Raw genomic sequence first — 24,920 nt, 5'->3', positions numbered from 1 at the left:
CCGATGTCACGATCCCGAGCATGGATATCGCCGGGGAAGTGATCTGCCGACCGTTCCGCGCCCGCGCCCTGTGGTTCTCCGTCGGACTCGGGGCAGCCGGGGCGGGCGTGGCCGTGGTGCGCCTGGTGCGTCCGGGTCGGCTCCTGGACGTGTGGCTGGACTTGTGGCTGGACTTGTGGCTGGTTGTGGGGGTGCTGCTCGCGGTGGTGGGCCTCGCGTCGCTCCACTGGGTCACCGCGGAGGTGCGCGGCGACGCGTACGGCCTGCACTACCGGACGCTGCTGCGTCGCCGGAGTGTGCCGTGGAGCGCCGTCGCCGACCTGCGCGTGCGCCGGAACAACCATCGCAGGGGCACGGTCCTCCGTGTCGGCGTGGCGCTGCGCGACGGACGCAAGCTACTGCTGCCCCTGCCGTACGGCGGCTCGCCCCACGACGAGGATTTCCACCGGCAGTTGGAGGCGTTGCGCGCGCTGCTGCTCCGCCACGGCGCTCCTCGATCGGGCCACCTCCCTGTCGTCTCGAACCGCACCGCCGGATACAGGGGCCCGCTCGGGCCGCTGGTCCTGTGCGTGTTGCTGCTCGCGTGCGCGGGCGTGGCCGCATGGTTCGTACCGGGTACGGCGGCGCGCGAGCGGGCCTGGAAGTCGGCCACACCGTGCGCGACAGGGGCACCCGCCTCGGAGCGGCGACAGAGCAGCGCCGAGCGTGGAAAGGAGTGCCTGAGCAGGCTGCCGGCCGTGATCGCACGGGTCGACGCCAAGGGGCCCAAGCAGCAGAGCCGGTTGCACTTCGCCCGGAGCCGGCCGCTGGAGGGCGTGGGGATTTCATGGGGGGCGGCGCAGGAGTTCCGGCCGGGTGACGAGGTCCGGCTGACGGTCTGGCGCGGCGAGGTGATGGAGGTCGCCGGGGAAGACCACGTATGGCACGCGCATGTCCCCACCGCCCGGGCCCAGGCGGTCCTCGCCGCCGCCTTCGCGCTCACCGCGGGCTGGCCCGGCGCCCTCGCGCTGCAACGGTCACGTGGGCGCCGGCTGCCCGACGACGAGGTCCTGCCGTCGGCTCTGCCGTTCGCGGGCGCACTCGTGGGTACGGCGCTGTGGCTGCTGCCGCTCTGCTACCTCTTCCCCGTGTCTCCGCTCTCCTCCGCCGCGGCGACCGCTTGGGCGGCTGTCGGCTCGCTGGTGACACTGGGGCTCGCCGTCCCGGCGTGGCGCGCCACCCGTGTGCGTACGCCCGGAGCGGCCACAGGTCCCGCGCGGGCGGCTGCGGCGGGGGCGGCGGCGTCGCGGGCGGCCACGGCTGGGACGGCGGCGTTTCTGCCTGCCTGCTTCCTCGAACACACCGACTACAACCCCTACGGCTTCGGCACCCACATCGCTCTCACCGACGACGGGGCGATGGTGACCCCGCATCCCGGCCCCGGCCTGTTCGCGGCCAAGCGGATACCGGTGGAGCGGCTCACGCTCACGAATGTGCGGCGCGCACGGGGCGGCGACGGCGATATCGTCCCGCGCGGCTGGCGCATCGCCGAACTCGACGACGGGGGCCAACCGGTCCGCCTCGCGGCCGCTCCGGCCGACCTGACCCGCGTCCTCCGGGAGCTGGGCCTGGCTATGGGCCCCACTCCACTGGGCCCTCCCCCTCATGGTCCCGACCGGTGCGCTCACCGAGGTCGGGTCCGCCGCGCTCGTCTTCACCCTCCACCGGCGGCTGGGTGACGCTGCGTAGCCGTTCGACGTGCGAGCCGCGGCGGCGCGCCCGACCCTGTGGAGGGGGTCCGATCGTGAAGAAGGGAGCCCATCGTGGGCATCAAGGACCAGTTCCAGGACAAGGCCGACCAGCTCAAGGAGCGGGCGGAGAAGGCGCGTTCCGGTGCGCGGGACGAGGCGTCGGAGCGCGGGCAGCAGGCGCGGGACCGAGCCCAGCGGGGCCGCCAGCAGGCCCAGGACGCCGCCGATGACGCACGGGACCGCTTCGAGTCCTGACGCTTCCGGGTCCTGGCCGTGGGGCGCGCCCCACAAACAGAGATCCCCCGTCTCGCGAGCCGAGGCGGGGGATCCGTGCGGGACCGTGCGGGACCGTGCGGGATCCGTGCTGCGTGCGCCTGCCGGGCCAAGGTTCGATCACCCTGCCTGTTGCCGGGTCATCCGATGGGCTCGCGCATCTCCTCGCGTACCTGCAGGGTCGTCCGCGCGAGTTCGTCGAGGTCGACCGATTCGGGGTCCTGGGTGGCGTTCGCGTCCGTGATCAAGCCCACGCCCACCGCCGTGTTGTCATCGCCCCAGGCGCAGATCGGCACATTGCTCCGAACACCGCCCGCACCCCCTTCCTGGGTGAGCACCTGGCAACTCACCGTGATGTCCGATCCCGTGGGTGTGATGTCCCGCGCGGGCACCGCGACCACGGCGCCCTGCCCCTCGGTGGCGCCCTCCATGACGTCCGCCCGCGCCGCGGCGGGGTCCCTGAACCGCCCGGACATCCCCGAGACGACCATGACAGCGCCTTCCTGCTCGCCCTGGCCTTTGTACTGGGCGACCACCGCCTTCGGGTCACGGACGTTGGCCCGGCTCCGGTTCTCCTCGACGATCGCCCGGCCCGTGGTCTCGGAGAGGTCCTGCGTCAACTTGTACGCTCCGTCGACCAGTTCGGGCCGCACGGTCAAGCGGTACTCCGCCTCGGGGAACCCACCACCGCCATTCACGAACACGACGGCCCCTGCGATGATCACGAGCACTCCTACGGCGCCAGCGGTGATGCCCAGGATCTTGCCGGTTCTGCGCCGGGGCGGCGGCGGAGGCACAGGCGGAGCGGCGCCCCACGGGGCGGGCCCGGGGCCCGCGGGGTATGGGGCGTAGGGCGGTTGCGGCGGCTGCCCGTATGAGGGCGGGGCGGGGCGGAAACCCCCGGACTGAGGCGGCGTGGACATGCCGACACGCTACGACACGCCCGTCCGCGAGGGGCGAGGGGCCTGCCCCTCCTGACCTGCGGGCCTGAGGCCACGCGCAGGCCGGGGACCGCTCGTGCGACGGGGCCGGGGGCGCGTGTGTGAGCGGGGCCGGGAGCGCGTGTGAGCGGGGCCGGCACCCGTGATGGCGTGCCGGGCCCGCCGGAGGGTGTTATGCCGTGGGCCACCACGGCGCGCGGGTGTCCCGCAGCGTGTTGGTGCCGCAGTGCACCTCACCCATGCCGAGGTGGTACGTGTACCAGTCGTCGATGTAGGTCGTGGTGAATCCCGCCTTGGCGTATACGGAGTTCACCGCCTCGGTGAATATGTCCCGGCCGCCGATGACCGGTCCCCACTGCTTGGGTGCCAGATAGCGGGTCGGGCTCAGCAGGACGCCGTTGACCGCGCCGGGGACGTAGGCGCTGTTCGGCCGGACGGCGGCGGCGCTGCTCGCGGCACCGCCCTCGGAGTCCCGGCCGCGGCGCGTCTCGTCGGCGCCGCGCAGCTGGCTGAACTTCTCCAGGGCCTCGGGGCCCATGCGGCGCAGCTTGCGGCTGCCGCTGAGGTCTCCGCTCGCGTCGGAGTCCCGCGTGTACAGGCCGGGCACCTTCACTATCTCCGCGTCGGTGACGCCGGTCTCGCGCTTGAGGATGTCCAGGTTGGCCTTGATGCGCTGGGCCGCCACCTTGTTGTCGGCGTGGAACGAGGCCTTGGCGAGCACCTGGTCGATGGTCTCCTTGGGCGCGGGGACGTCGCTGCCACGCGGGACGGAGAACATCTTCTTCCCGCCGTGCCCGTCCCGCTTGGCCTTGCGGAGGAGCTCCACCCCGGCGGCCGGGTCGGCGACGCCGATGCGCCAGCCGCGCTCGGTGTCGGCGGGCAGGAACTGGACGAACTCGTCCACGTGCCCGACCGCCAGCCACGACGTGTCGAGCAGCAGCGGCGCCTGCACTCCCTGCGAGGACAGGAACGTACGCATCGACTTGGCGGGCTTGGAGCCGGAGTCGGCCCGGTAGCCCTGGATGATGCGGCCTGCCGGGTAGCTCTTGCCGTTCAGCGTGTACGGCGGAATGGTCTCCAGGTTGCCCATGGAGTTGAGCGTCCACTCCTCGTTCACCGTCGGCTTGCCGACCTGCACCACTCCCACGTCCGGGCCGCGCAGCTTCTCGAACAGCTCACGGCCCGCGTCCCGGTCGGGCTGCGCGGACCGGATCATGACCCGCATCGTGCGCTGCTTGCCGCCCGGGCCCGGCATGCTCGCGTAGGCCGGCTCGACGAAGTCCTGTGCCCACGGGTCGTCGTACTTGGTGAAGGTCGTCAGCGGCTTGTCGATGCCGGCGTCCTTCACCTGCTTGGCGAGTTCCTTGACGAACTTGCGCTGGTCACGGCCGTAGGCTCCGGCGCCCTTCATCTTGGTGACGAGGACTTCCTGGGCACGCTGCAGGTGGTGGTGGGTCAGGACGGGCGCGGTGCGCAGCACGACGTCGTCGGAGCGGGGCGTGCCGCCGCCGGTGACCGTGAAGCGGACCTTCACCTCTCCGTTCCACTTCTGGGCGTCGCGCACCACGTCCGTGGCCTCGACGCCCAGTTCGACTCCGGCGCGCAGTTCCGCGGCGGACAGCCGGTCGGCGGGCCGCAGCAGGGACCAGCGGCCGTCGCGCTTGATGAACAGGTGGGCCTTCTTGGTGCCGACGCCGATCGCCTTGACGGTGCCGTGGCTGCCCGCCGGGATCCCGGTCAGCGGCACGGTCTTCAGGCGGGCCAGGTCGGCCGCGTCACGCGCGCCGTTGACCTTGGTGTCGGACCCGTCGTTGCACCGGGCCAGCTTCGCGTCCGACAGGGGTCTGCCATGGGCGTCCTTGACCGGGCAGCGCTTCGCGTCGTCGTCGACGTTCGGCAGCACGATCGCGCCGCGCCGCGCCGTCCACGTGTTCTCGCCCGCCGAGTCGCTCGTGCCCTCCACGTCGACGCTGCCGTCCCGGTTCACATCGGCGCGCATATCGGGCACTTGGGACGGTGCGTCCGGGGCGTCGGCTTCGGCCATGGCCGTGGCTCCCGTGGCCGCGAGCACCCCGGCCATACCGGTCGCAAGAGCGACGCTTCTCCATCTGTGCGTAGGCACAGTTCCCCTCCTCTGTTCCCGGCCCTCTGGTCAGGTGGTCAGCTGGTCGGTCAGCCAGGGCCGTTGACCTTAAGGAGGCGCGCGGGACCGGTGAGGTTGTCAGGGCGTCGGGATTTGTTCGGGATCACAGGATTCGTACGGGACAACGGCAACCGGGGGCGAGGCGCGGCCCGTCGGCGCGGATGCGGATGCGGATGCGGATGCGGACGTGGATGTGGACGTGGACGTGGACGTGGACGTGGACGTAACAGAATTCGCCGTAACGCTTCTCCTGGTTCACGCGCGGCTGGTGGGCTGACCGCGCTCAACCCAACGATCACAGGAGGCGTGCGTGAATCTGGTCGTCAACGGCGACGCGGAGAGCGGGGCGGGCGGTACCGCCGACCCCGTCGCGAAGGTCCGCGGCTGGCAGGTCGCCCAGGGAGCCCCGGCGCTCATCGCCTACAGCCTCGGCGGTGGCTATCCGACCGCGTCGGACCCCGGTCCGGCCCGGCGCGGCAGCCGCTTCTTCTCGGGCGGCAACAGCGCGCGTACCGCCCTGGTCCAGGACATCTCCCTGCCCAGGACCGGCCGGACCGGGCGGCGGGCCGTCGACGCGGGGCGGGTGCGCTACACCGTGTCCGCCTGGCTCGGGGGGTACGCCGGGCAGGAGGACGGCGCCCGGCTCTCCGTGGAGTTCCGTGACGCCAAGGGCACGCCGGTCGCCCTGAGCGTGCTCGGCCCCGTCGGCGCCGGGGACCGTGAGGGCCGCACGGGCCTTGTGGAGCGGACCGCCGAAGCCGCGGTGCCGCCCACCGCCCGCTCGGCGCGGCTGCTCCTCGTCTTCACCCGCAGTGGCGGCGGCACCTCCAACGACGGTTACGCGGACGCCCTCTCCCTCACCCTCAGCGCCGTCGGAGGCCACCGATGACCGTCAACCGCCGTGATCTGCTGAAGGCCGCCGCGGCTGCCGGTGCGCTGAACCTCGCCTGGCCACTGGCGGGAGGGCTCACCCCGGCACAGGCCCGTGAGGCGGCCGAGCGGCTGGGCGCCGAGTACGACCGGGCGCCGTTCACGCTCGGTGTGGCCTCCGGCGATCCGCAGCCGCACTCGGTGCTCCTGTGGACCAGACTCGCGCCCGAACCGCTCGCCGCCGAGCAGAGACTTCCCGAGGTCGTGGAGGTCGACTGGGTGGTCGCCAAGGACTCCCGGCTGCGGCACGTCGTCGCCCGCGGCACCGCGCCGGCGTCCGCGACGCTCGGCCACAGCGTGCACGTGCCGGTGAGCGGTCTCGCGCCCGGCCGCCACTACTGGTACGCGTTCAAGGTGCTCGGCAGGACCAGCCGCGTCGGCCGTACGAAGACCGCGCCGCGCGGCCGAATCTCCAAGGTCACCTTCGCCGCCGCCAACTGCCAGGCCTTCCACGACGGTTTCTACGCCGCGCACCGCGGCATCGCCCGCGAGAACGTGGACTTCGTCGTGCACCTCGGCGACTACATCTACGAGCACGGCCAGGTCGGCGGCGTACCGGAGAAACACGTACGCGACCACGACGGGCCGGAGATCCTCACGCTCGCCGACTACCGCAAGCGGCACGCCCTGTACAAGGGCGACAAGTCGCTGCGCGAGGCGCACGCCGCCCATCCGTGGTTCCTGACCTGGGACGACCACGAGGTCGTCAACGACTACAGCGGCACCGGGGGCGGGGCCGCGTTCATGCGCCGCCGCTCGGCCGCCTACCAGGCGTGGTTCGAGCACATGCCGCACCGCGACTCCTTCGGCGGCATGGCCCTGCCCGACCCCGAGATCCACCGCGTACGCCGCTGGGGCGACCTGCTCGAACTGAGCGTCCTGGACCTGCGCTCGTACCGCTCCGCACAGAACCTGCCCGACGGCACGATCCTCGGTGCCGAGCAGAAGGCCTGGCTCAAGCGCACCGTCGACCGCGCCCCGGACTCCTGGCACGTGTGGGCCAACTCGATCATGCTGAGCCAGCTACGGGGCAGGCCGGGCGGCTCGTACATGTTCACCGACCAGTGGGACGGCTTCCTCGCCGAGCGCAAGGAGGTCCTCGGGCACGTGCACAAGAGCGGCCTGGAGGACCTGGTCGTCATCACCGGCGACTGGCACTCGGCGTTCGTCGACGACGTCCGCACCGACTTCGACCAGCCCGACTCGCCCCTGGTGGGCACGGAGTTCACCGCCCACTCGGTGACCTCCGGCGCCTACTCGCCCGAGTGGAACACCACCAACGGCCCCCTCATGGGCAAGGCCAACCCGCACCTGAAGTACTTCGAGGGCAACCGGTACGGCTACGACGTGTACGAGGTGACGCCCCGGCGCTTCACCGCCCACATGCGCGTCATCGGCGACCGCCGCGACCCGGACTCGCCCGTGACCACGCTGACGAAGTTCCACGTGGACCGCGGCGAGGTCGGCTCGTACGAGGACGAGGGGACCAAGGGGTCGGCTGCGCAGTACCGCAGGGACTAGATCGCGCCCGAAGCCGACCGGCCGGCCGACGGGCCCCCGCCGGTCGGCTTCGGGCGTACGCCTCACCGCGGATCCCCCGGGCTCGTGAGCCCCACCTCGTACGCGAAGATGATCGCCTGTGCGCGGTCCCGCAGGGACAGCTTGGCGAGCAGGGCGTTCATGTGGGACTTGACCGTGGCGCGGCCGATGCCCAAGGACGCGGCGATCTCGGTGTTGCTGAGGCCGCGTGCGACCTCGCGCAGCACGTCGCGCTCGCGGCCGGTCAGGGCGTCGAGGCGGCCGTCGGGGCGGGCCCGCGGGGCGACGGCGCCGGTGGCGAACGCGTCGATGAGGCGCCGGGTGATCTCGGGGGCGAGAAGCGCCTCGCCCGCGGCCACCGTGCGGATGGCGTCGACGAGTTCCTGCGGTTCGCAGTCCTTGAGCAGGAATCCGGAGGCGCCGCCGCGCAGCGCGCTGAAGACGTACTCGTCGCGGCGGTACGTGGTGAGAACCAGGACGCGTACGGGCGGTTCCACCGTGGTCAGCAGGCGCGTCGCCGTCAGTCCGTCCATGCCCGGCATGCGGATGTCCATGAGAACCACGTCCGGGCGGCACGTGCGCGCCAGCTCGACGGCTTCGCCACCGTCCGCCGCCTGGCCCGCCACGGTCAGGTCCGGCTCGCCGTCGATGACCGCGGCGAAACCGGCACGGACGACGGCCTGATCGTCGACGACGAGCACGCGTACCGTCGATTCCTTCATATGGCCTTCCCTGTCATGGGTTCATCTCCGCCGTGTGTCTGTCTTCGTCATGGGTCCGCCCCTTTCGAAGGTGTGGCGGCGCCGTTGCCCTCGGAAGCAGGGGCTGCGCCGCCCCGGGCTCCTCCATCGCATCCAGCAACTCCCGTAGCCCTGCCAACGCCGCGCGTGCCGCTTCCGTGGTCGCCGCCAGGGCTCTGCGCGGGTCGCCGGTCGGGCCGGGATCCGCCTCGGGGCAGGCGGCCAGGCTCAGGCCAGTCTCGGCTCGGCGTACCAGGGACACCGTGTGGGCGACGACCGTCGCGTGGAGGCCCGTGGCGACCCGGCGTCGTTCGTCCGTCACCGCCTCGCCGACCCGCGCGGCGACGGCGTCGAGCAGCCGGCGCTCCCACGGGCCGCCCTCGCCGCGCCGCGCGCGGGCGAGCAGGCCCAGTGCCCAGACGGGCAGCAGCCAGGGCACCGCGGCGAGCCCGAGGGCCGCGAGCAGCGGTACCGCGCCGGGGCCCGCCGACTCCGTGGGGTCGCCCGCCACCGCGAGCCCCACCCCGAGGCCGCCTGCCAGGCCGACCGCCACTGGCGCGGGCCACGTCACGCGGGCCGCACCGTACGCCCCGACCGCGTACAGGGCGATCAGCTCCGCCGTCCACGCGAAGGCGAGCGGGCCCAGCAAGGCGAAGTCGAGCAGCCCCGCGGAGCATGCGGCCGACCAGCCGAGGGTCGTCGTGAGGAGCGCGGCCAGGGCCGTGGCGGGTGCACGCCGACGGGCGAGGAGCGGTGCCGCGTGGAGCGTCAACAAAGCCGGCAGCACGGCGAAATGGCCGATCGTCGGCTCCGGGAGAACCGCGCTCGGCGGAGCGGTGGACAGCAGCAGGGGCAGCGCCACGCACAGCGCGAGCGCCACCGCGTCCGCGATCCGGGCGCGAACCCGCGGGCGTAACCCGGGGAGCGGCAGGGTCGCCTCGACCGTCCAGCCCCCCTCGTCCGTCGGCCCCGCGGCCAGCCGTCCCCCTACCCGTCCCGCCCGCTCCCGCATCCCCGCGAGCCCCCGTCCCGTGCCCAACGGCGCGCCCTGGGTCGCCGCCGCCCGCATCGCTCCCGGCGGTCGCCCGTTGGCCACGGTGACCCGTAACTCCCCTTCGGCGTGCCGCTCGTAGCGCAGGGCCACCGCCACGGGCGCGCCCGCCGCGTACCGCATGGCGTTCGTCAGGGATTCCTGCACGATGCGGTACGCGGCGACGGACGTCTCGCCCGGCAGGTCGCGTGGGCGGCGGCCCTCGATGGTGAGGGTGACGGGGAAGCCGAGGCGTTCCAGGCCCGCGCACAGGTGCCGGACGGACTCGTGGGGCGGGGCGTCGGGCGACCCAGTCTCGTCACCCGCGACGGACGCGACGGACGCGACGCCCGCGACGGACGCGAGGCTGCCCAGGGCGGCGAGGACGTCCCGGCCGGACTCCGCGGCCGCCGCCAAGGCGGGGGCGGCCAGTTCGGGCCGGGCGGCGGCAAGGCGGAGGGCCGCGGCGCTCTGCACGGCGACGCCGGTCAGATGGTGGCCGACGGCGTCGTGCAGGTCGCGGGCCAGACGTTCGCGTTCGGCGGCGACGGCGGCGCGGCGTTCGCGCTCCACCTCGGCGAGACGGGCGAGGAGCCGCGCGCGGCGGGCGGTGCGGTGGTGGCGCAGGCGTCCGCAGAGCACGATCGCCAGATGCAGGAGGGCGCCCGCGAGGAGGTCGTCGAGCAGCGGCCCCGACGCCGGGTCCTCGATGCCGGGAAGCGGGATCCCGCGCAGCGGAAGGACGGCGGTGGCGAGGACGGCGGCACCGAGCGCGCGGCGTGCGGAGTCGTGGGTGGCGAGGGAGAACAGGGCGATCCACAGCGCGCAGGCCGGCGCGGGCGTCACCACAGTCTGCGGCAGCAGCGCCTCTGTGACACCGTCGGCGACGAGGGCAACCGCGAACACCGGAACCGGCGCCCTGCGGCGCCCGGTCAGGACGACCGCGACGACGGCCACCACCAGGACCCCGAGAAGGCCCTGCCACCCGGCCGCACCACCCGCACCGGAACCCGCACCCGCATCCCCGGCGCCGCCCGCACCCGCGGCCCCGGCCTCCCAGGGCGCCTCCGCGAACGTCACCACGGGCGTCCCGTCCGTGAGCGCGCCCGAGAGGAACACCACCAGCAACTGCCCCGCCAACAGCGCCACCGGCAACACCGCGTCGGCACCGCCGAGGCGCCGCCCCGCCGCCGCCGTGCCCACCGCTGCGCCCGGCCTACCCCCGCCCCCAGCTCCCCGTCCCACACATCGACCCTACCGGCGGCGGCCTCCACCCGAAGGTGGAGGCGAGGTGCACCCCGTGGCCGGGGGCAACGCCCTGCCCACGCAGGACGTGACCCGGGCCGAACCACGGTGTCCTGGAAGCATGAGCATCGACCGACGCACAGCTGTCGCGGGCGGCCTCGCCGCAGGGATCGCCCTGACGGCCACGGCCGCCGCGGCGAGGACCGCGCCGCCCGGCAACCTCCGCGCCACCCAACAGAGCGACGCCCCCGTGATCACCGTGCAGGGCGAGAGCGCGGCCCGCACCACGATTCCCACGGCCCGGGACCCGAGAGCGACCGGGGGTGGGCTCCTCGCCCTCGCCACCGCCGAAGCGCCGCCCCCGCACGGCGGTTGGTACGCGACGTACTCCGTGGACGTCCCGAAGGCGGGACCGTATCTGCTGAGGGCGGTCGCGACGGTTCCGGTGGAGCAGCCGCACATCGAGGAGACCGGCTCGTACGTCCGGATCACCGTCAACGACGGTCCGGCGCGGCCCGTCACCCGCTCCCAGCCGTACTGGTACGAGTCCCCGAAGGCCTGGGGCGACCTGTCCCGCCTCACTCTCGGTGAGGTCGAACTGCGCCGGGGCGCCAACACCCTCACGTTCACGGTCGACGGACCCACCGTCCTGGACGACTACACCGGATACCGCTTCCTCCTCGACGAGTTCACGCTCGTACCCGTCCCCGTGGCACTGACGTCCGTGCGGCTCGCGGGGCCGCCCGACAACCTCGGCCACTACCGCGGCGGGGCCGGGGCGGCGCTGCGCCTCGGGCTGAACGCGGCGGCACCGCGGGATCTGACGGTGACGTACCGCGTCATCGACTACTTCGCCCGGGAGGTGGCGTCCGGGACCGTGCGCGTCCCGGCCCGCACCCGAGAAGCGGACGCTCCGCTGCCGGTTCTCGCACCCGGCAACTACCGGGTCGTGGCGGCCCTGAGCCCGGGGCCCGACGACCGGGTCGTCGGCCACTTCGCGCACCTGCCGCCGCGCCGGGCCGTCCGCGGTCCCGCCAACCGCTTCGGCGTGAACGTCGCCACCCACGCCCTCGTGCCGCCGCCCCTGCTGCCCGCCTTCGCCGCCGCGACGGCCGCGATGGGCGTACGCCACGTACGCGACGGAAGTGCCTGGCCCGCGGCCCAGCGCCGGCCGGGCGGGCCGTTCGACAGCCACCTGCACGAGTCGGTCGTCGAGGTCTTCCACGAGCACGGGCTCAAGGTCCTCGAAGTCGTCTCGCCGCCGCCCGACTGGGCGCTGACGCCGACGTCGGTGCCGCTCCCCGCCGACCTGCGGGACGCCTACCGCTACGCCCGGCACCTGGCGGGGCGGGGCAGGCGGGTCACCGCGGACGCGCTCCAGCTCTCCAACGAGCCCGACGTGGACACCACCGCGAGCACCGGCGACCAGCACGCCGCGTACGTCAAGGCGGTGGCGCTCGGCATCGCGGACCAGCCGGGCGGGCCGCCGGTGGTGCTTCCCGGCATCGCGCAGGAGGGCGACTTCCAGGAGCTGATGCTGCAGAACGACGTGGCGCGGTACGCGGACGTGTGGAGCTTCCACGGCTATCCGCCGCTCGACGACACCGACCCCGAGTTCCCGTCGGCGGCGGACGACCAGCGGGAGCTGCGGGACCGGTTCGGGGCGGACACGCCGCTCTGGATGACGGAGTCCGGGACGTTCCTGCCGGCCGAGCCCGGCACGGACCTCTCCCCGGCGATGCAACGCACCCAGGCCCGCTATCTCGTCCTGTCGACGGTGGAGAGCCTGGCGGCGGGCACCGACCGGCACTTCTGGTTCTGCGGGCCGCCGTGCACCGACGAGGGCGTGTCGTTCGCGCTGTTCAGCCGCGACCTACAACCGCTGCCCGCGTTCAGCGCGTACGCGGCGCTGACCGGGCTGCTCGGCGAGGCCAACTACGCCGGAACACTGGCTGAGTTGCTGCCGCGTGCGGCGGGATTCGTGTTCGGGGACGGCGCCGGGCGGACGGTGACGGTGGTGTGCGCGGGGAAGCCCCGGGACGTGGACGTGCCGGTGCCGGACGGGGCGACGCGGGTGTACGACATCATGGGCGCCGCGCGCGGCACCCCGCCCCGCTCGGCGCGCGGCACGGTACGGGTCGCCGCCTCCCGCGACCCCCTCTACCTGGTCACCGACGCCCCGCCGCCGCGCCGCCCGCGGCCCACGGCCGGTGACGACCGGGTGCGGCGCCGTCCGCTCCCGCCCGCGGAGCACATCGTCCTCAGCCAGCGCTACGCGGCCGCGAACGCCGCGCCCGGCAAGGCGGACGGGGACGCCGCACCACCACTCGGCCAGCGGCTCGGCGCCGTGACGCGCATGACGCTCGACGTCTACAACTTCAACGGCACACCGGAGACCGTCACGGTCACCGCGCGGGCCTTCGGCGGCTGGTCGGTGACGCCTCGGCGGGCGCGGGCGCGGGTCCCCGCCCGGGGCCGGGTGGGCGTGGAGTTCACCGTCACGGCCGGCGAGAAGGTCCGTCCTGGCGTCGACCTGCCGCTCGTCTTCGACGCCCTGCTCGGTGCCGAGCCCGTGCCGCCGTCCGTCGCCCGCATCCAGCGCCGCCGCGGCCGGCCGGGCGACCGCCCCGGCAAGCAGCCCGCTCTCGCCCCGGTGATCGACCGGGTGATCGACCGGGTGGTGCCCGCCGCGGGCGTCGGGGCCGGGGCCGGTGGCCCGGATGTGCGGATCACGGCGCGCGTCAGGGACGCGGTGTCCGGTGTGCGTGCGGAACGGATCACCGTCGAGGTGGACGGAAGCCGGGTCCCGCACCGCTTCGACCCGGCCGACGGGAGACTGACGGCGACGGCGCGGCTGCGGCCGGGACGGCACACGGTCCTGATCCGGGCCTTCAACCACGCGCATGCCCCGGCGGCGCGCACGGTGACCTTCCACGTCCGGGGCGCATGACGTCGAGAACGATCAAGGGGCCGTTTCAGATTGCTCTGAAACGGCCCCTTGATCTGCGACTCTCACGAGTCGGGACGACAGGATTTGAACCTGCGACCCCTTGACCCCCAGTCAAGTGCGCTACCAAGCTGCGCCACGTCCCGGTGTGTTCGGTGCGGTGCCCCGCGTGATCACAAGTAGAACTCTACCGCACGTACGAGGGTGCTCCGTTCCCCGGTGACCGCCGTCAGGTACGCGCGACAATCGACGTATGAGCACTCCACCTCGACCGTACGACAGTGGCCCCGACCGCGATCGCGACGCGGAGGGCCGGGCCCGCAACCAGCGGCCGCGCGATGGGCTGGGGCGGCCGTTGCCGTACGGCGCGGACGGCGTGGCCCGGCAGCCCGAGGGGGTCGTGCGCGCGCCCGAGGATTCCGTCACCGAGGCACAGGCCCTGCTGGACGCGGGGCGGCCCTTCCACGCGCACGAGGTGTTCGAGGACGCGTGGAAGTCCGGCCCGGAAACGGAGCGGGCCCTGTGGAAGGGACTCGCCCAACTGGCCGTCGGCCTGACCCACGCGGCCCGCGGCAACACCGAGGGCGGGGCGCGACTGCTACTCCGGGGCGCCGACGCCGTCCAGGCCTGGCACGCCGCAGTGGATAGGAGGAACGCACCGGCCGAGCGGGAGGAGCAGTACGAACCGCACGAACCGCACGGCCCGGACGGTCCGGACGAGCCGGACGGACCAGATGAGCCGCACAAGCCGGTCGAGCCGGACGAGCCGGACGAGCGGGACAGGCCGGATGAGCCGCACCGACCGCGCGAGCGGGACAGGCCACACGGGCTGCACCGGCTGGACGAGCGGGGCGAGCAGTACGGGCCGGACGGGCCGGACGAGCCGGACGAGCGGGATAGGCCGGACGGGACGGACAGGCCGCACGAGCCGGACGAGCGGGATAGGCCGGACGGGACGGACAGGCCGCACGAGCCGCACGAGCCGCACGAGCGAGACAGGCCGCACGGGCCGGACGAGCCCCACGAGCGAGACAGGCCGCACAGGCCGCACGAGCCGTACGGAATCGACGTCCCGGGACTGCTCCGGTGGGCCGAGGCGTTGGCGGCGCTGCTGGAGCGGGAAGAGGCTGCGGTGGACGCGGCTGCGCACGCGCCGCGGTTGCGCGGGGACGCGGCCGGGTAGCCGGGGCGAGGCCGGTCCGTCGTCACCGGACCGGCCTTGCCCCGCATGCACGGGCCCCGGCCCGGTGTGAGGGTGGCCGTGTGACCATGACCGATCAGCCGGCCGCCGCCGCGGCACAGGCGCCGCCCGTCCTCGACCGGCGCCGCCGCAACGTCGTCTTCGTGACGATCATGCTGGGGATGCTGCTCGCCGCACTCGACCAGACCATCGTCGGCACGGCGCTGCCGACGATCGTGTCCGATCTGGGCGGGGCGGAGCACATGTCGTGGGTGGTGACGTCGTACCTCCTGGCGGAGACCGTCGCCACGGTGCTGGTCGGCAAGTTCGGTGACCTGTTCGGGCGGAAGGTCGTCTTCCAGGTCTCGGCGGTCATCTTCATCACCGGGTCGTTCCTGTGCGGTCTGTCGACGAACATGACGCTGCTCATCGCCTGGCGGGCGATGCAGGGCATCGGCGCGGGCGGCCTGATGGTCACGTCCATGGCGCTGATCGCCGATGTCATCCCGCTGCGCGAACGCGGCAAGTACCAGGGCGCGATCGGCGCCGTCTTCGGAGTGTCCACCGTGATCGGACCGCTGCTCGGCGGGCTCTTCACGGACCATCTGACCTGGCGCTGGGCGTTCTATGTGAACGTACCCATCGCGATCGTCGTCGTCATCGCGGCGGCCCGCACGATCCCCCTCGTGAAGTCGGCGGCGCGGCCGGTCATCGACTACATGGGCATCGCGCTCGTCGCGATCGGGGCGAGCGCGCTGATCCTGGCGACGAGTTGGGGCGGCAACGAGTACGCGTGGGGGTCGCCCGCCATCATCGGGCTGTTCGCCGGCGGGCTGATCGCGCTGGCGCTGTTCTGCGTCGTCGAGACGCGCGCCGCCGAGCCGATGCTGCCGATGCGGCTCTTCGCCAACCCCGTCTTCACGGTCTGCTCGATCCTCAGCTTCGTCGTGGGCTTCGCGATGCTCGGCGCGATGACGTTCCTGCCGACGTATTTGCAGTACGTCGACGGGGACTCGGCCACCGTTTCGGGCGTGCGGACGCTGCCCATGGTGGTCGGGCTGCTCATCGCGTCCATCTTCAGCGGCAACGTGGTCAGCAAGACGGGAACGTACCGGATCTTCCCGATCGTCGGCGCCCTGGTGATGGCGCTCGGGCTCTATCTGCTCTCGCTCATGGGGAGCGCCACGAGCGCGTGGCTGGAGTCGCTGTACATGTTCGTGCTCGGCGCCGGCATCGGCCTGTGCATGCAGGTCCTGACGATCGCCGTGCAGAACACCGTCCCATACACGGATCTGGGCACCGCCACCTCGGGCGTGACCTTCTTCCGTACGCTGGGCAGCTCGTTCGGCACGGCGGTGTTCGGCACCATCTACGCCAACACCCTCGCGCCGAACCTCAAGGACGGGGTAGCGGCGGCCGCCGGTACGGGCGCCGCGGATCCCGCGACGATCGCGAAGGCCGCGCAGAACCCGCAGGGGCTGCACGACCTGCCGGGCCCCGCGGCGGCGCCGGTCGTCGAGGCGTACGCGGACACGCTGCACACCGTCTTCCTGTGGACCGTCCCCGTGGCGCTCCTCGGCTTCCTGGTGGCGCTCTTCCTCAAACAGGTGGAGCTGCGCGACAGCGCGCGCATGGGCGCGCCCGACATGGGCGAGGGCTTCGCGCAGCCGAGCACCGGGGACTCGGGGCACGTCCTGGAGCGGAGCGTCGCCGGGATCGTCCGCAACGTCGGCATGAACACCGCGCGCGGCATCATCCAGGGCTCCGACACCCGTCTGGACATCGCGGGCGCCTGGGCGGTCATGCAGGTCTCGCTCTTCACCCGGATGGTGGGGTACGCCAGTCTCGGGCTGATCGCGGCACGGCGCAGGATTCCGGCCGAGGTGCTCGTGCCGGTCTTCGACCGCATGGTCGAGGAGGGGTATCTGACCCGCACCGGTACGTACTTCTCACACACGCCCGCCGGAGCGCGGGAGGCGGAGGTCATCGCCGGGGCGTGGTCGTCCTGGCTGGCCGAGGAGATCGAGAAGGACCTGGGACGGCCGCCGGACGAGGAGCTGACCGCGGCGGTGGACACGATCGCCAAGCGGCTGCTCGCGGAGGACCTGGAGCAGGGTCTCGCCTCCGAGACGGCGGGTACCTCGGCCGCGCGCCGCTGAACGGGGCTCAGCGAGGTCCCACCCACGGAGTCACGTCGTGTAGTGGGTGCGCAGTTCCCGCTTGAGGACCTTCATGCTGGGGCCGAGCGGGAGCGCGTCGGTGAACTCCAGGCGGCGCGGGTACTTGTGGCGGCCCAGGTGTTCCTTCGACCACGCGACGATCGCGTCCGCGTCCCCGGCCGCGCCGGGCGCCGCGACGACGACGGCGCAGATCTCCTCGCCGTGGACGGGGTGGGCCAGGCCGATCACGGCGGCCTGCGCGACGTCGGGGTGGCGCATGAGGACCTCCTCGACCTCGCGCGGATAGACGTTGAAGCCGCCGCGGATGATGACGTCCTTCTTGCGGTCGACGATGGTCAGGAAGCCCTCGGCGTCCTTGGTGCCCAGGTCGCCGGTGCGGAACCAGCCGTCGACCAGCGCCTCCGCGGTGGCCTCGGGGCGGCCCAGATAGCCGGAGAAGACGTTGTGGCCGCGGACCACGATCTCCCCGAGCTCGCCGGTGGGCAGCAGCTCTACGCGGTCGTCGACGTCGGCCCGGGTGATCTCCACGTCGACTCCCCACAGCGGGTGGCCGATGCTGCCCGCCTTCGTACCGAAGTCGGGCTGGTTGACGGAGGCGGCCGGGGAGGTCTCGGAGAGCCCGTACCCCTCGTAGACGGGCGTGCCGAAGGCCTCCTCGAAGCGTTCGAGGACGGCGACGGGCAGCGAGGCGCCGCCGGAGACGCACAGCCGCAGCCTCGGGAGTTCGGGGGCGGTAGCGGCGGCCGCCACCAGACCCACGAACATGGTGGGCACCCCGTGGAAGGTGTTCGCCCCTTCCGCCACCATCAGTTCGATGGCGCGCGCTGCGTCGAAGCGGGGCAGCAGGACGAGGGTCGCGCCGGCCCGCCAGGTGGAGTTCATGGAGACGGTCTGGCCGAAGGCGTGGAAGAGGGGCAGCGCGCCCAGCGCGACGTCGTCGGGCCGGACGTCGTTGGCGTCGAAGGCGTTGACGGTCGCGTTCATCACGAGGTTGAAGTGGCTGAGCACCGCGCCCTTGGGGACGCCGGTGGTGCCGCTGGTGTAGAAGATGACGGCCGGGTCGTCGGCGTCGCGGGTGACGTACGTGGTCAGGGGCTCGGCGTCACGGGCCAGCTCCTCCAGCTCGCCCTTCGCACCCAGCTCCAGCATGCGTACGCCGGTGGCCTCGGCGGCCACCGCGCCGGTCGGCGCCTGCGCGGGGTGGCAGAGGAGGAGGCTCGCACCGCTGTCGCGCAGGACGTGCTCGACCTCCTCCGCGGCGAGCAGCAGATGGACGGGGACGACCACTCCCCCGGCGGCGAGGATCGCGTAGTAGGCCGTCGGGAACTCGGCGGTGTTCGGGGCCATCAGGGCGACGCGGTCCCCCGGCCGCACGCCGAGCTCCGCGAGGGCAGCGGCCTGGGTGCGGGCTTCGCGCCACAACTCCTTGAAGGAGAGCCGCAGTTCGCCTTCGACGAGGGCGGTGCGGTCCGGGTGGCGGCGGGCGGGTTCGGCGAGGATCGCGGCGAGGGACAGCGTTGCCATGGCGGGTGGTGCTCCGTTTCCGTGCGGCCTTGCGGTGGTTCGGACTGCTACTCGGACCGTTGCTCGGACCGTTGCTCGGACCGTTGCTCGGACCGTTGCTCGGACCGTTGCTCGGACCGTTGCTCGGACCGTTGCTCGGACCGTTGCTCGGCGGGGCGCGCCGACGGCGGCGGCGCGCCCCGCCGGTTCAGTCGCGCCCGCCGGTTCAGTCGCGCTCGACGAGGAGCGCGCTGCCCTGGCCCACGCCCACGCACATGGTGGCGAGGCCGCGCGAGGCGCCCGTGCGGCGCATCCGGTGCAGCAGCGTGGTGAGGATGCGGGCGCCGGAGCAGCCGAGGGGGTGGCCGAGCGCGATGGCGCCGCCGTAGGGGTTGACCAGCTCCGGGTCGATGCCGAGGGCGTCGACGCAGGCGAGGGCCTGGGCGGCGAACGCCTCGTTGAACTCCGCCTCCTGGAGGTCGCCGACGCTCCAGCCGACGCGGTCGAGCGCCTTGCGGGTGGCGGGGACGGGCCCGATGCCCATGACGTCGGGGTGCACGCCCGCCGATGCCCCGGCGGCGTACCGCCCGAGGGACTCCAGGCCCAGGTCGTTCAGGGCCTCCTCGCTGACGAGCAGCAGTCCCGCGGCGCCGTCGTTCATCGGTGACGCGTTGCCCGCGGTGACGGTGCCGCCCTTGCGGAACACGGGCTTCAGGGCGCCGAGCTTCTCGTACGAGGTGTCCTCGCGCACGCATTCGTCCGTGTCGACGACGATGCCGTCCGGCCGGGTGACGGGGAGCAGCTCGTCGTCGAAGTGGCCGTTCTTGCGGGCGGCCGCGGCGCGCTGGTGGCTGCGGAGCGCGAAGGCGTCCTGGCGCTCGCGCGACACGTCGTGGCGCTCGGCGACCTCCTCGGCGGTCTCGCCCATCGCGAGGACGCCGTGCAGCTCCTTCATCCTCGGGTTGGTCAGGCGCCAGCCGAGGCGGGTGTCGGCGGTCTCCATGCGGTGCGGCAGCGCCTCGTCCGGGCGTTGCAGGACGAAGGGGGCGCGGCTCATCGACTCGGAGCCGCCCGCGAGGACGATGTCGGCCTCACCGGCGGCGACGGTGCGTGCGGCGGTGGTGACGGCTTCGAGCCCGGAGGCGCAGAGCCGGTTGACGGTCGCGCCGGGCACGGACTCCGGGAGGCCGGCGAGGAGGGCGGCCATGCGGGCGACGTTGCGGTTGTCCTCGCCCGACTGGTTGGCGGCGCCCCAGTAGATGTCGTCGATCCGGGCGGGGTCCAGCTGCGGTATGTCGGCGAGCAGTCCTCGTACGACGCCTGCGGCGAGGTCGTCGGGGCGGACGGGAGAGAGGGCGCCGCGGAGCTTGCCGATGGGGGTGCGGCGGGCGGCGGCGAAGTGGACGGTGCGCACGATACGGCTCCGGATCGTTTTGCGGGTCTCGCTGCGTGGACTGTGGGTCCCGCTGCGTTAATTAGCGCTGCTAGTTTTGGAGTCTATGCGCAGGCGGGGGCTGTGGGAAGAGGCGCCCGCAGAGGGAGCGGCTGCGGGAGGAGGCGCCGCCGGGAAGCGGCTGCGGGGAGGAGGCGCCGCCGGGGAGCGGCTGGGGAGGAGGTCCCCGAGGTCCCCGCCTCGGCCCCGCCGCCTACGACTGCGCGCGCCCCAGTTCCGCGAGGCGGGTCAGGGCGGGCAGGGCGTCCGTGATCGCCCGGCGCTGCTCGGGGGTCAGCTGCTCGACGAGCGGTCGCAGGTGCCGCGACCGGTCGGCGCGGCGGGAGCGGCCGACCTCGCGGCCCGCGTCGGTGATGTGGACCAGGACGGCACGGCCGTCGCTCGGGTCGGGGCGGCGCTCCACCAGGCCGTCCCGCTCCAGGCGGTTGATCAGCTGGGTGATGCCGGGCTGGCTGACCTGCTCGGTCTTCGTCAGCTCGGTCAGCCGCCTCGGGCTGCCGCCGAACGCGAGGGTGTCAAGCACCGACAGAGTCGTGAACGGAAGCTTCTCCAGTACCGGGAGGCGGATGTAGAAGCGGTTGAAGTTCTCCAGCGCCGAGGTGAAGGCTTCCACGTCCAGGGCGCTGTCCGAGTCGCTCTTGAGGTCGGCGTCCGGGGCGCCGGCCAAGGCGGTGTGCAGTTCGTCGTTCGACATGTCGTCCACTCTAAGAATGCGTCGCTTACTTATGTAAGCTTCTTATGTTGTTCGGGTGGACGTGGCATGGGGGCAGGGCGAGTCCGCTACCGCCGCCGTGATATTGGGTCCGCTGAAGGTTAATGGGTCCGGCCGAAGCCTCAGGGCGCGAGGGAGATCCGTACGGCGCCGCCGCGCACATCCACCCGGTCGGCCCAGCTCCCGGTGATACGGAGAGGCCGGTTGGGGACCGCCGGACGTCGGCGGCGGGCGCGGTGCAGGGTCCTGCCGTCCTGCGTGATCTCCAGCGTCGGACGCGTGACGAACTCCGTCGTCCGCAGGGTGAACCCGTCGCCGGGCTCCTCCAGGGTCAGCCGGTTGGGGGCGACCCAGGCGAGCGGGGCCGTGACCCGCAGCGGGACCGAGGCCGGGGGCCAGTCGCCGTCGGAGAGGTAGCGCCGCACGGCGGCGGAGACGGCCGCGCCCTCGCGCGTCACCACACGCGCGGGTTCGACGGCGTGCAGTACGTCGCCCACCGCGAAGACGCCCCGCTCGGCGGTGCGGAAGGCGCTGTCGACCGCGGGGCCGCGCGTGCCGGGGTCGAGCGGCAGGCCGCCGCGCCGGGCCAGCTCGTGGTCGGGGACGAAATCGCCGGTGAAGACCACCGTGTCGCAGGCGACGTACGCCGTCCTGCCGTCCCGGTGCCGCAGCCGGACCCCCGACAGACGCCCTCGCCCGAGGAGTTCGGTGACGGTGGCGTCCGTGAGCAGGGGGATGCCGTGCCGCAGCCGGGCATCGGCGGCGCGGCCCGGCGATGCCTGGTGGCGCGGGTGCTCCGTGACCAGCGCGGCGACCTCGACCCCGGCGAGCCGCAGCGTGTCCAGGGCGGCGAAGCTCACCGGCTCGGCGCCGACCACGAGGGCCCGTGTGCCGATCGGCTGCCGGTGGACGTGGACGGCCCGCCGCAGCTCCCCCGTGGTGTAGACGCCGGCGGGTCGCGTGCCCGGCACCAGGCGTGCGCCGCGCGGCCGTTCGCGCGCCCCCGTGGCGAGGACGATGGCGCGGGCGGTGATCCGCTCCAGGCCGAGCGGGCTCGTGGTGTCCACGGTGAGCGGGCCGGACCAGTCCGTGACGGTGACGCCGGTCCGCAGCACCGCGCCGACGCCCACCGCCGCCGCCACACAGCGCTCCGCGTACTGCGGCCCGGTCGTCCCGAGGCGGCCGAACCCGCCGTGCGCGCGGTGCCGCGGGGCGCCGCCCGCCCGCTGTTCCCGTTCGACCACCTCGACCTCGCCCGCGCCCGCCCCGGCGAGGCCCACGGCCGTGGCGAGGCCCGCCGGTCCCGCGCCCACGATCAGCACGTCGACGATGCGCTCACGCCTCATCCGGACACCGCCTCCCGGCCCTGTTCGAAGAGTTCCCGCACCTGGGCCCCGCAGTGAGAGCCCTGGCAGCGTCCGCCACGCGCCCGTGTGCGGCGCCGCAGCCCGTCCGGCGAGCCGGGCGGGACGGTCGCCGCGAGGGCGTCGCGGATCTCACCGAGCGTCACCCGCTCGCAGTGGCAGACGATGGTGCCGTACGCGGGGTCGGCGGCGATGAGGTCGGCGCGCTGGTAGGGGCGCGGGAAGGCCTCGCCGAGGTTCGGCATGCGGACGGGCGGCAGGTCCCTGGTCCCGGTGAGGTCCAGGCCCGTGGCGCCGAGGAGTTCCGTGACGTGGGCGGCGATGGCCAGGGAGGCGGTGAGTCCGGTCGAGCGGATGCCGCCGACCGTGACGTAGCGCTGTTCCTTGTGGGCGCTGATGCGGTAGTCGTCGTGCTCGGTGGCGGCGCGCAGTCCTGCGTAGACGGCGGTGACCTCCTCGTCAAGCAGTTCGGGGAGGATCCGGCGGCCCTTCTCGCGCAGCGCGGCGATGCCTTCGGCGGTCGAGCCGGTGGCCGTCTTGTCGTCCAGCTCCTCGGCGGTGGGCCCGAGGAGGACGTTTCCGTACACGGTCGGGGCCACCAGGACGCCTTTGCCGAGCGCGGTGGGGACGGGCAGCAGGATGTGGCGCAGCAGCCCGCGGGCGAACTTGTCGAAGACGATGAGCTGGCCGCGGCGCGGGGTGACGGTGAAGTCGTCGTGGCCGAGCAGGCGGTCGATCGCGTCGGCGTGCAGGCCCGCGGCGTTGACGAGGTGGCGGGTGCGCAGGGGGCCGCGGCTCGTGGCCAGCTCATGCCGGTCCGGTGCCGCGTCGACATGCTCGACGCGGCAGTTGAGGTGCAGGTCGACGCCGCCGCGCACCGCTTGAGTGGCGTACGCGAGGGTGGTCGTCCAGGGGCAGATGATGCTCTCGCCGGGAACGTCGAGGGCGCCGAGTGCGCCGGGCCCCAGGTGCGGCTCGCGGGCCCGGACCTCCTCGGGACCGATGATCCTCGCTGCTCCGTAGCCGTTGCGGACGGCCTTGTCCAACAAGCCTCCCAGGGCGCCCATTTGACCCTCGTCCCAGGCGACGAGCAGTGCGCCGACCGGCTCGACGGGGATGCCGGACTCGGCGGCGTAGGCGGCGAGGAGCCACTGTCCCTCGCGGACGAGGCGTGACTCAAGGGAGCCGGGCACGGCGTCGAAGCCGGTGTGCAGGATCGCCGTGTTGGCCTTGGACGTGCCCTCACCGACGTCGTTCGCGGCGTCCACCAGGGCGATGCGCAGGCCGCGGTGGCGGGCCAGCTCGCGGGCGATGGCCGCGCCCACGACTCCGGCGCCGATCACGGTCACGTCGTACGTCACGTCCGGCGGCGCCCCGCGCCGCAGCACCCGCCCGGCGCTCCCGGCTTCCGCTCCGGCCCCCTTCATGAGGGTCCGCGTTCGAGAAGTGCCGCCACGGCCGAACGGAAGCCCGCGAGGCGCTCGGCCGCCCGGTCCGCGCCGATCCGCGGTTCGTAGACGGCGGCGGGCCGCCAGGCGGGGACCGCGTCGGCGAGCGGGAGGGCGGGGTCCAGGCCGATACGGGCGACGGCGGCCGCGCCGAGCGCGGTGACATCGGGCAACGCCGAGACCTCGACGGGTATTTGGAGCAGGTCCGCCTGGGTCTGCATGAGCAGCGCCGAGCGGGTCAGGCCGCCGTCGACCCGCAGGCTCGTCAGGGGCTCGCCCAGGTCGGCCGCCACCGCGTCGGCGAGCGAGGCGACCTGCGCGGCGATGCCCTCGCACAGGGCGCGGACCAGGTGCCCGGCGGTGGTGTCCAGGCCGAGCCCGGTCAGCGAGCCGCGCACGTCGCCACGCCACCAGGGGGCGGCGAGGCCGACGAGGGCGGGCACGAAGGTGACGCCGCCCGCGTCCGGGACGGCGGAGCCCACGGGGTCGATGTCCTCGGGGCCGCCGATCACACCGAGGTCGGTGAGCCAGCGGACGGCGGACGCGGCGGTGTAGACCTGCCCGTCGAGGCAGTAGCTGCTCTTCCCGTCGAGCCGCCAGGCGACACAGCTGACCAGGCCCGAACCGCCGCGGCGGGGCCGTTCGCCGGTCTGGGCGAGCAGGAACGCCCCTGTTCCGTACGTGCACTTGGCGCCGCCCGGCTCCGTCACGTGCTGGGCGAGCAGCGCGGCCTGCTGGTCGACGAGGAGCCCGGTGAGCGGGATCTCGGGGCCGAAGGCGGTGGTGGTGCCGACGGGCCCCGCGGCGTCGACGACGCGGGGCAGGCGCTCCCCGGCGAGGCCGTAGAGGTCCAGGGCGCGCGGTGACCAGGTGACGTCGTCGAGGTCGAGGAGCTGGGTGCGGCCCGCCGTGGCGGCGTCGGTGACGAAAGCGCCGGTGAGCCGGTGGACCAGCCAGGCGTCGCTGGTCGTGACCACACCCCGCCGGGTGAGGTGGCGGCGTATCCACGCCATCTTGGGCGCGGCGAAGTAGGGGTCGAGCGGCAGGCCCGTGAGGTCTCTCAACTCTTCGGCCTGGTGGGCGAGTTCGGCGCAGATCGGCGCCGCGCGGCGGTCCTGCCAGACGAGGGCTTCGGTGAGCGGTTCCCCGGAGCCGGGGTCCCAGGCCAGGACCGTCTCGCCCTGGTTGGCGAGGCCGACGGCGGCGACCGGTTCGCCCGCGTCGGCCAGTGCCCGCCGTCCGGCGTCGACAACGGAGGAGAGCAGTTCGGCGGGGTCGACCTCCACCAGGCCGCCGGGCAGGAAGCGGGGGCGCACGTCGGCGGCGCCCGAGCCGATCACGCCGCGCTCCGGGCAGACCACGAGGGCCTTCGTCCCCGAGGTGCCCTGGTCGACGGCGAGCACGGGCCGCCGCGCCGGAGACCGCTCATAGGTGATCACCGCGGAAGCCTGCTACAGGGGGCCGGAGGGCGTCAAGGGATCGGTACGTCAGTAATGGCACGTCAATTGACCGATCGGCGCGCCGCTTTGACAGAAGTGGGTCATAAAAGATCCAGGAAGTGC

Annotated in this window: 17 protein-coding genes, 1 tRNA gene and 1 pseudogene; 7 read left to right on the top strand and 12 right to left on the bottom strand. The window is 73.5% G+C overall.

Going from position 1 to position 24,920, the window contains the following annotated elements; genetic code table 11:
* The first annotated feature begins 20 nt into the window (after positions 1–20).
* Complete coding sequence (locus ACWDVB_RS20025; RefSeq protein WP_451519613.1) at positions 21–1,718, top strand: PH domain-containing protein; 1,698 nt, start codon at positions 21–23, stop codon at positions 1,716–1,718.
* An 84-nt stretch (positions 1,719–1,802) separates the two neighbouring features.
* A complete protein-coding gene (locus ACWDVB_RS20020) occupies positions 1,803–1,985 on the top strand; it encodes a hypothetical protein (RefSeq protein WP_451519612.1) in 183 nt (60 codons plus the stop codon).
* A gap of 158 nt (positions 1,986–2,143) precedes the next feature.
* On the opposite strand, the gene ACWDVB_RS20015 is transcribed toward ACWDVB_RS20020, so the two are convergent.
* From ACWDVB_RS20015 to ACWDVB_RS20005, 3 genes are all read right to left on the bottom strand, one after another.
* On the bottom strand, positions 2,144–2,728 hold the full coding sequence (locus ACWDVB_RS20015) for a hypothetical protein (RefSeq protein ID WP_451519611.1): 585 nt from the start codon (positions 2,726–2,728) through the stop codon (positions 2,144–2,146).
* A 388-nt stretch (positions 2,729–3,116) separates the two neighbouring features.
* Positions 3,117–5,024 carry a protein-arginine deiminase domain-containing protein gene (locus ACWDVB_RS20010; RefSeq protein WP_451611981.1) on the bottom strand — a complete coding sequence of 636 codons (1,908 nt, stop codon included), beginning with the start codon at positions 5,022–5,024 and terminating at the stop codon, positions 3,117–3,119.
* Between the two features lie 166 nt (positions 5,025–5,190).
* Positions 5,191–5,346, bottom strand: a complete 156-nt coding sequence (locus tag ACWDVB_RS20005; protein ID WP_451519609.1) for a hypothetical protein — start codon at positions 5,344–5,346, stop codon at positions 5,191–5,193.
* 51 nt (positions 5,347–5,397) lie between these two features.
* On the opposite strand from ACWDVB_RS20005, the gene ACWDVB_RS20000 reads away from it, so the two are divergent.
* Together ACWDVB_RS20000 and ACWDVB_RS19995 are read left to right on the top strand one after the other, a co-directional pair.
* Positions 5,398–5,976 (top strand): phosphoesterase, encoded by a 579-nt coding sequence (locus tag ACWDVB_RS20000; protein ID WP_451519608.1) that lies wholly within the window; start codon positions 5,398–5,400, stop codon positions 5,974–5,976.
* Positions 5,973–7,538 (top strand): alkaline phosphatase D family protein, encoded by a 1,566-nt coding sequence (locus ACWDVB_RS19995; protein WP_451519607.1) that lies wholly within the window; start codon positions 5,973–5,975, stop codon positions 7,536–7,538. The genes ACWDVB_RS20000 and ACWDVB_RS19995 overlap by 4 nt, the downstream gene beginning before the upstream one ends.
* Before the next feature lie 62 nt (positions 7,539–7,600).
* Here ACWDVB_RS19995 and ACWDVB_RS19990 read toward each other — a convergent pair whose 3' ends face one another.
* Positions 7,601–8,278, bottom strand: coding sequence for a response regulator (locus ACWDVB_RS19990; protein WP_451519872.1), 678 nt, complete (start codon positions 8,276–8,278; stop codon positions 7,601–7,603).
* A 13-nt stretch (positions 8,279–8,291) separates the two neighbouring features.
* Positions 8,292–10,571, bottom strand: a complete 2,280-nt coding sequence (locus ACWDVB_RS19985; protein WP_451519873.1) for a sensor histidine kinase — start codon at positions 10,569–10,571, stop codon at positions 8,292–8,294.
* A 121-nt stretch (positions 10,572–10,692) separates the two neighbouring features.
* Between ACWDVB_RS19985 and ACWDVB_RS19980 the strand changes: the two genes are divergently transcribed.
* Positions 10,693–13,521, top strand: coding sequence for a hypothetical protein (locus ACWDVB_RS19980; protein ID WP_451519874.1), 2,829 nt, complete (start codon positions 10,693–10,695; stop codon positions 13,519–13,521).
* Between the two features lie 69 nt (positions 13,522–13,590).
* Here the strand turns inward: ACWDVB_RS19980 and ACWDVB_RS19975 are convergent.
* A tRNA-Pro gene (locus tag ACWDVB_RS19975) sits at positions 13,591–13,664 on the bottom strand.
* 107 nt (positions 13,665–13,771) lie between these two features.
* Here ACWDVB_RS19975 and ACWDVB_RS19970 point away from each other — a divergent pair.
* Together ACWDVB_RS19970 and ACWDVB_RS19965 are read left to right on the top strand one after the other, a co-directional pair.
* Positions 13,772–14,167 (top strand): annotated as a pseudogene (locus ACWDVB_RS19970) (DUF309 domain-containing protein); the annotation flags it as partial.
* 620 nt (positions 14,168–14,787) lie between these two features.
* Positions 14,788–16,857, top strand: coding sequence for an MDR family MFS transporter (locus ACWDVB_RS19965; RefSeq protein ID WP_451519875.1), 2,070 nt, complete (start codon positions 14,788–14,790; stop codon positions 16,855–16,857).
* Positions 16,858–16,887: 30 nt separating this feature from the next.
* On the opposite strand, the gene ACWDVB_RS19960 is transcribed toward ACWDVB_RS19965, so the two are convergent.
* The 6 genes from ACWDVB_RS19960 to ACWDVB_RS19935 all read right to left on the bottom strand — a co-directional run bounded on the left by ACWDVB_RS19960 (position 16,888) and on the right by ACWDVB_RS19935 (position 24,797).
* On the bottom strand, positions 16,888–18,402 hold the full coding sequence (locus ACWDVB_RS19960) for a long-chain-fatty-acid--CoA ligase (protein WP_451519876.1): 1,515 nt from the start codon (positions 18,400–18,402) through the stop codon (positions 16,888–16,890).
* Positions 18,403–18,607: 205 nt separating this feature from the next.
* On the bottom strand, positions 18,608–19,795 hold the full coding sequence (locus tag ACWDVB_RS19955; RefSeq protein WP_451519029.1) for a thiolase family protein: 1,188 nt from the start codon (positions 19,793–19,795) through the stop codon (positions 18,608–18,610).
* Positions 19,796–20,027: 232 nt separating this feature from the next.
* Entirely contained in the window at positions 20,028–20,528 is a 501-nt protein-coding gene (locus ACWDVB_RS19950) for a MarR family winged helix-turn-helix transcriptional regulator (RefSeq protein WP_451519030.1), read from the bottom strand.
* Positions 20,529–20,668: 140 nt separating this feature from the next.
* Entirely contained in the window at positions 20,669–21,892 is a 1,224-nt protein-coding gene (locus ACWDVB_RS19945; protein WP_451519031.1) for an NAD(P)/FAD-dependent oxidoreductase, read from the bottom strand.
* Positions 21,889–23,337, bottom strand: a complete 1,449-nt coding sequence (locus tag ACWDVB_RS19940; RefSeq protein ID WP_451519032.1) for an FAD-dependent oxidoreductase — start codon at positions 23,335–23,337, stop codon at positions 21,889–21,891. The genes ACWDVB_RS19945 and ACWDVB_RS19940 overlap by 4 nt, the downstream gene beginning before the upstream one ends.
* Entirely contained in the window at positions 23,334–24,797 is a 1,464-nt protein-coding gene (locus tag ACWDVB_RS19935; protein WP_451519033.1) for an FGGY family carbohydrate kinase, read from the bottom strand. Before ACWDVB_RS19935 ends, ACWDVB_RS19940 begins: the two co-directional genes overlap by 4 nt.
* Positions 24,798–24,920 lie beyond the last annotated feature (123 nt).

The sequence above is a fragment of the Streptomyces sp. NPDC003379 genome (assembly GCF_053589195.1).
This window is presented reverse-complemented; position numbering and strand designations above follow the sequence as displayed.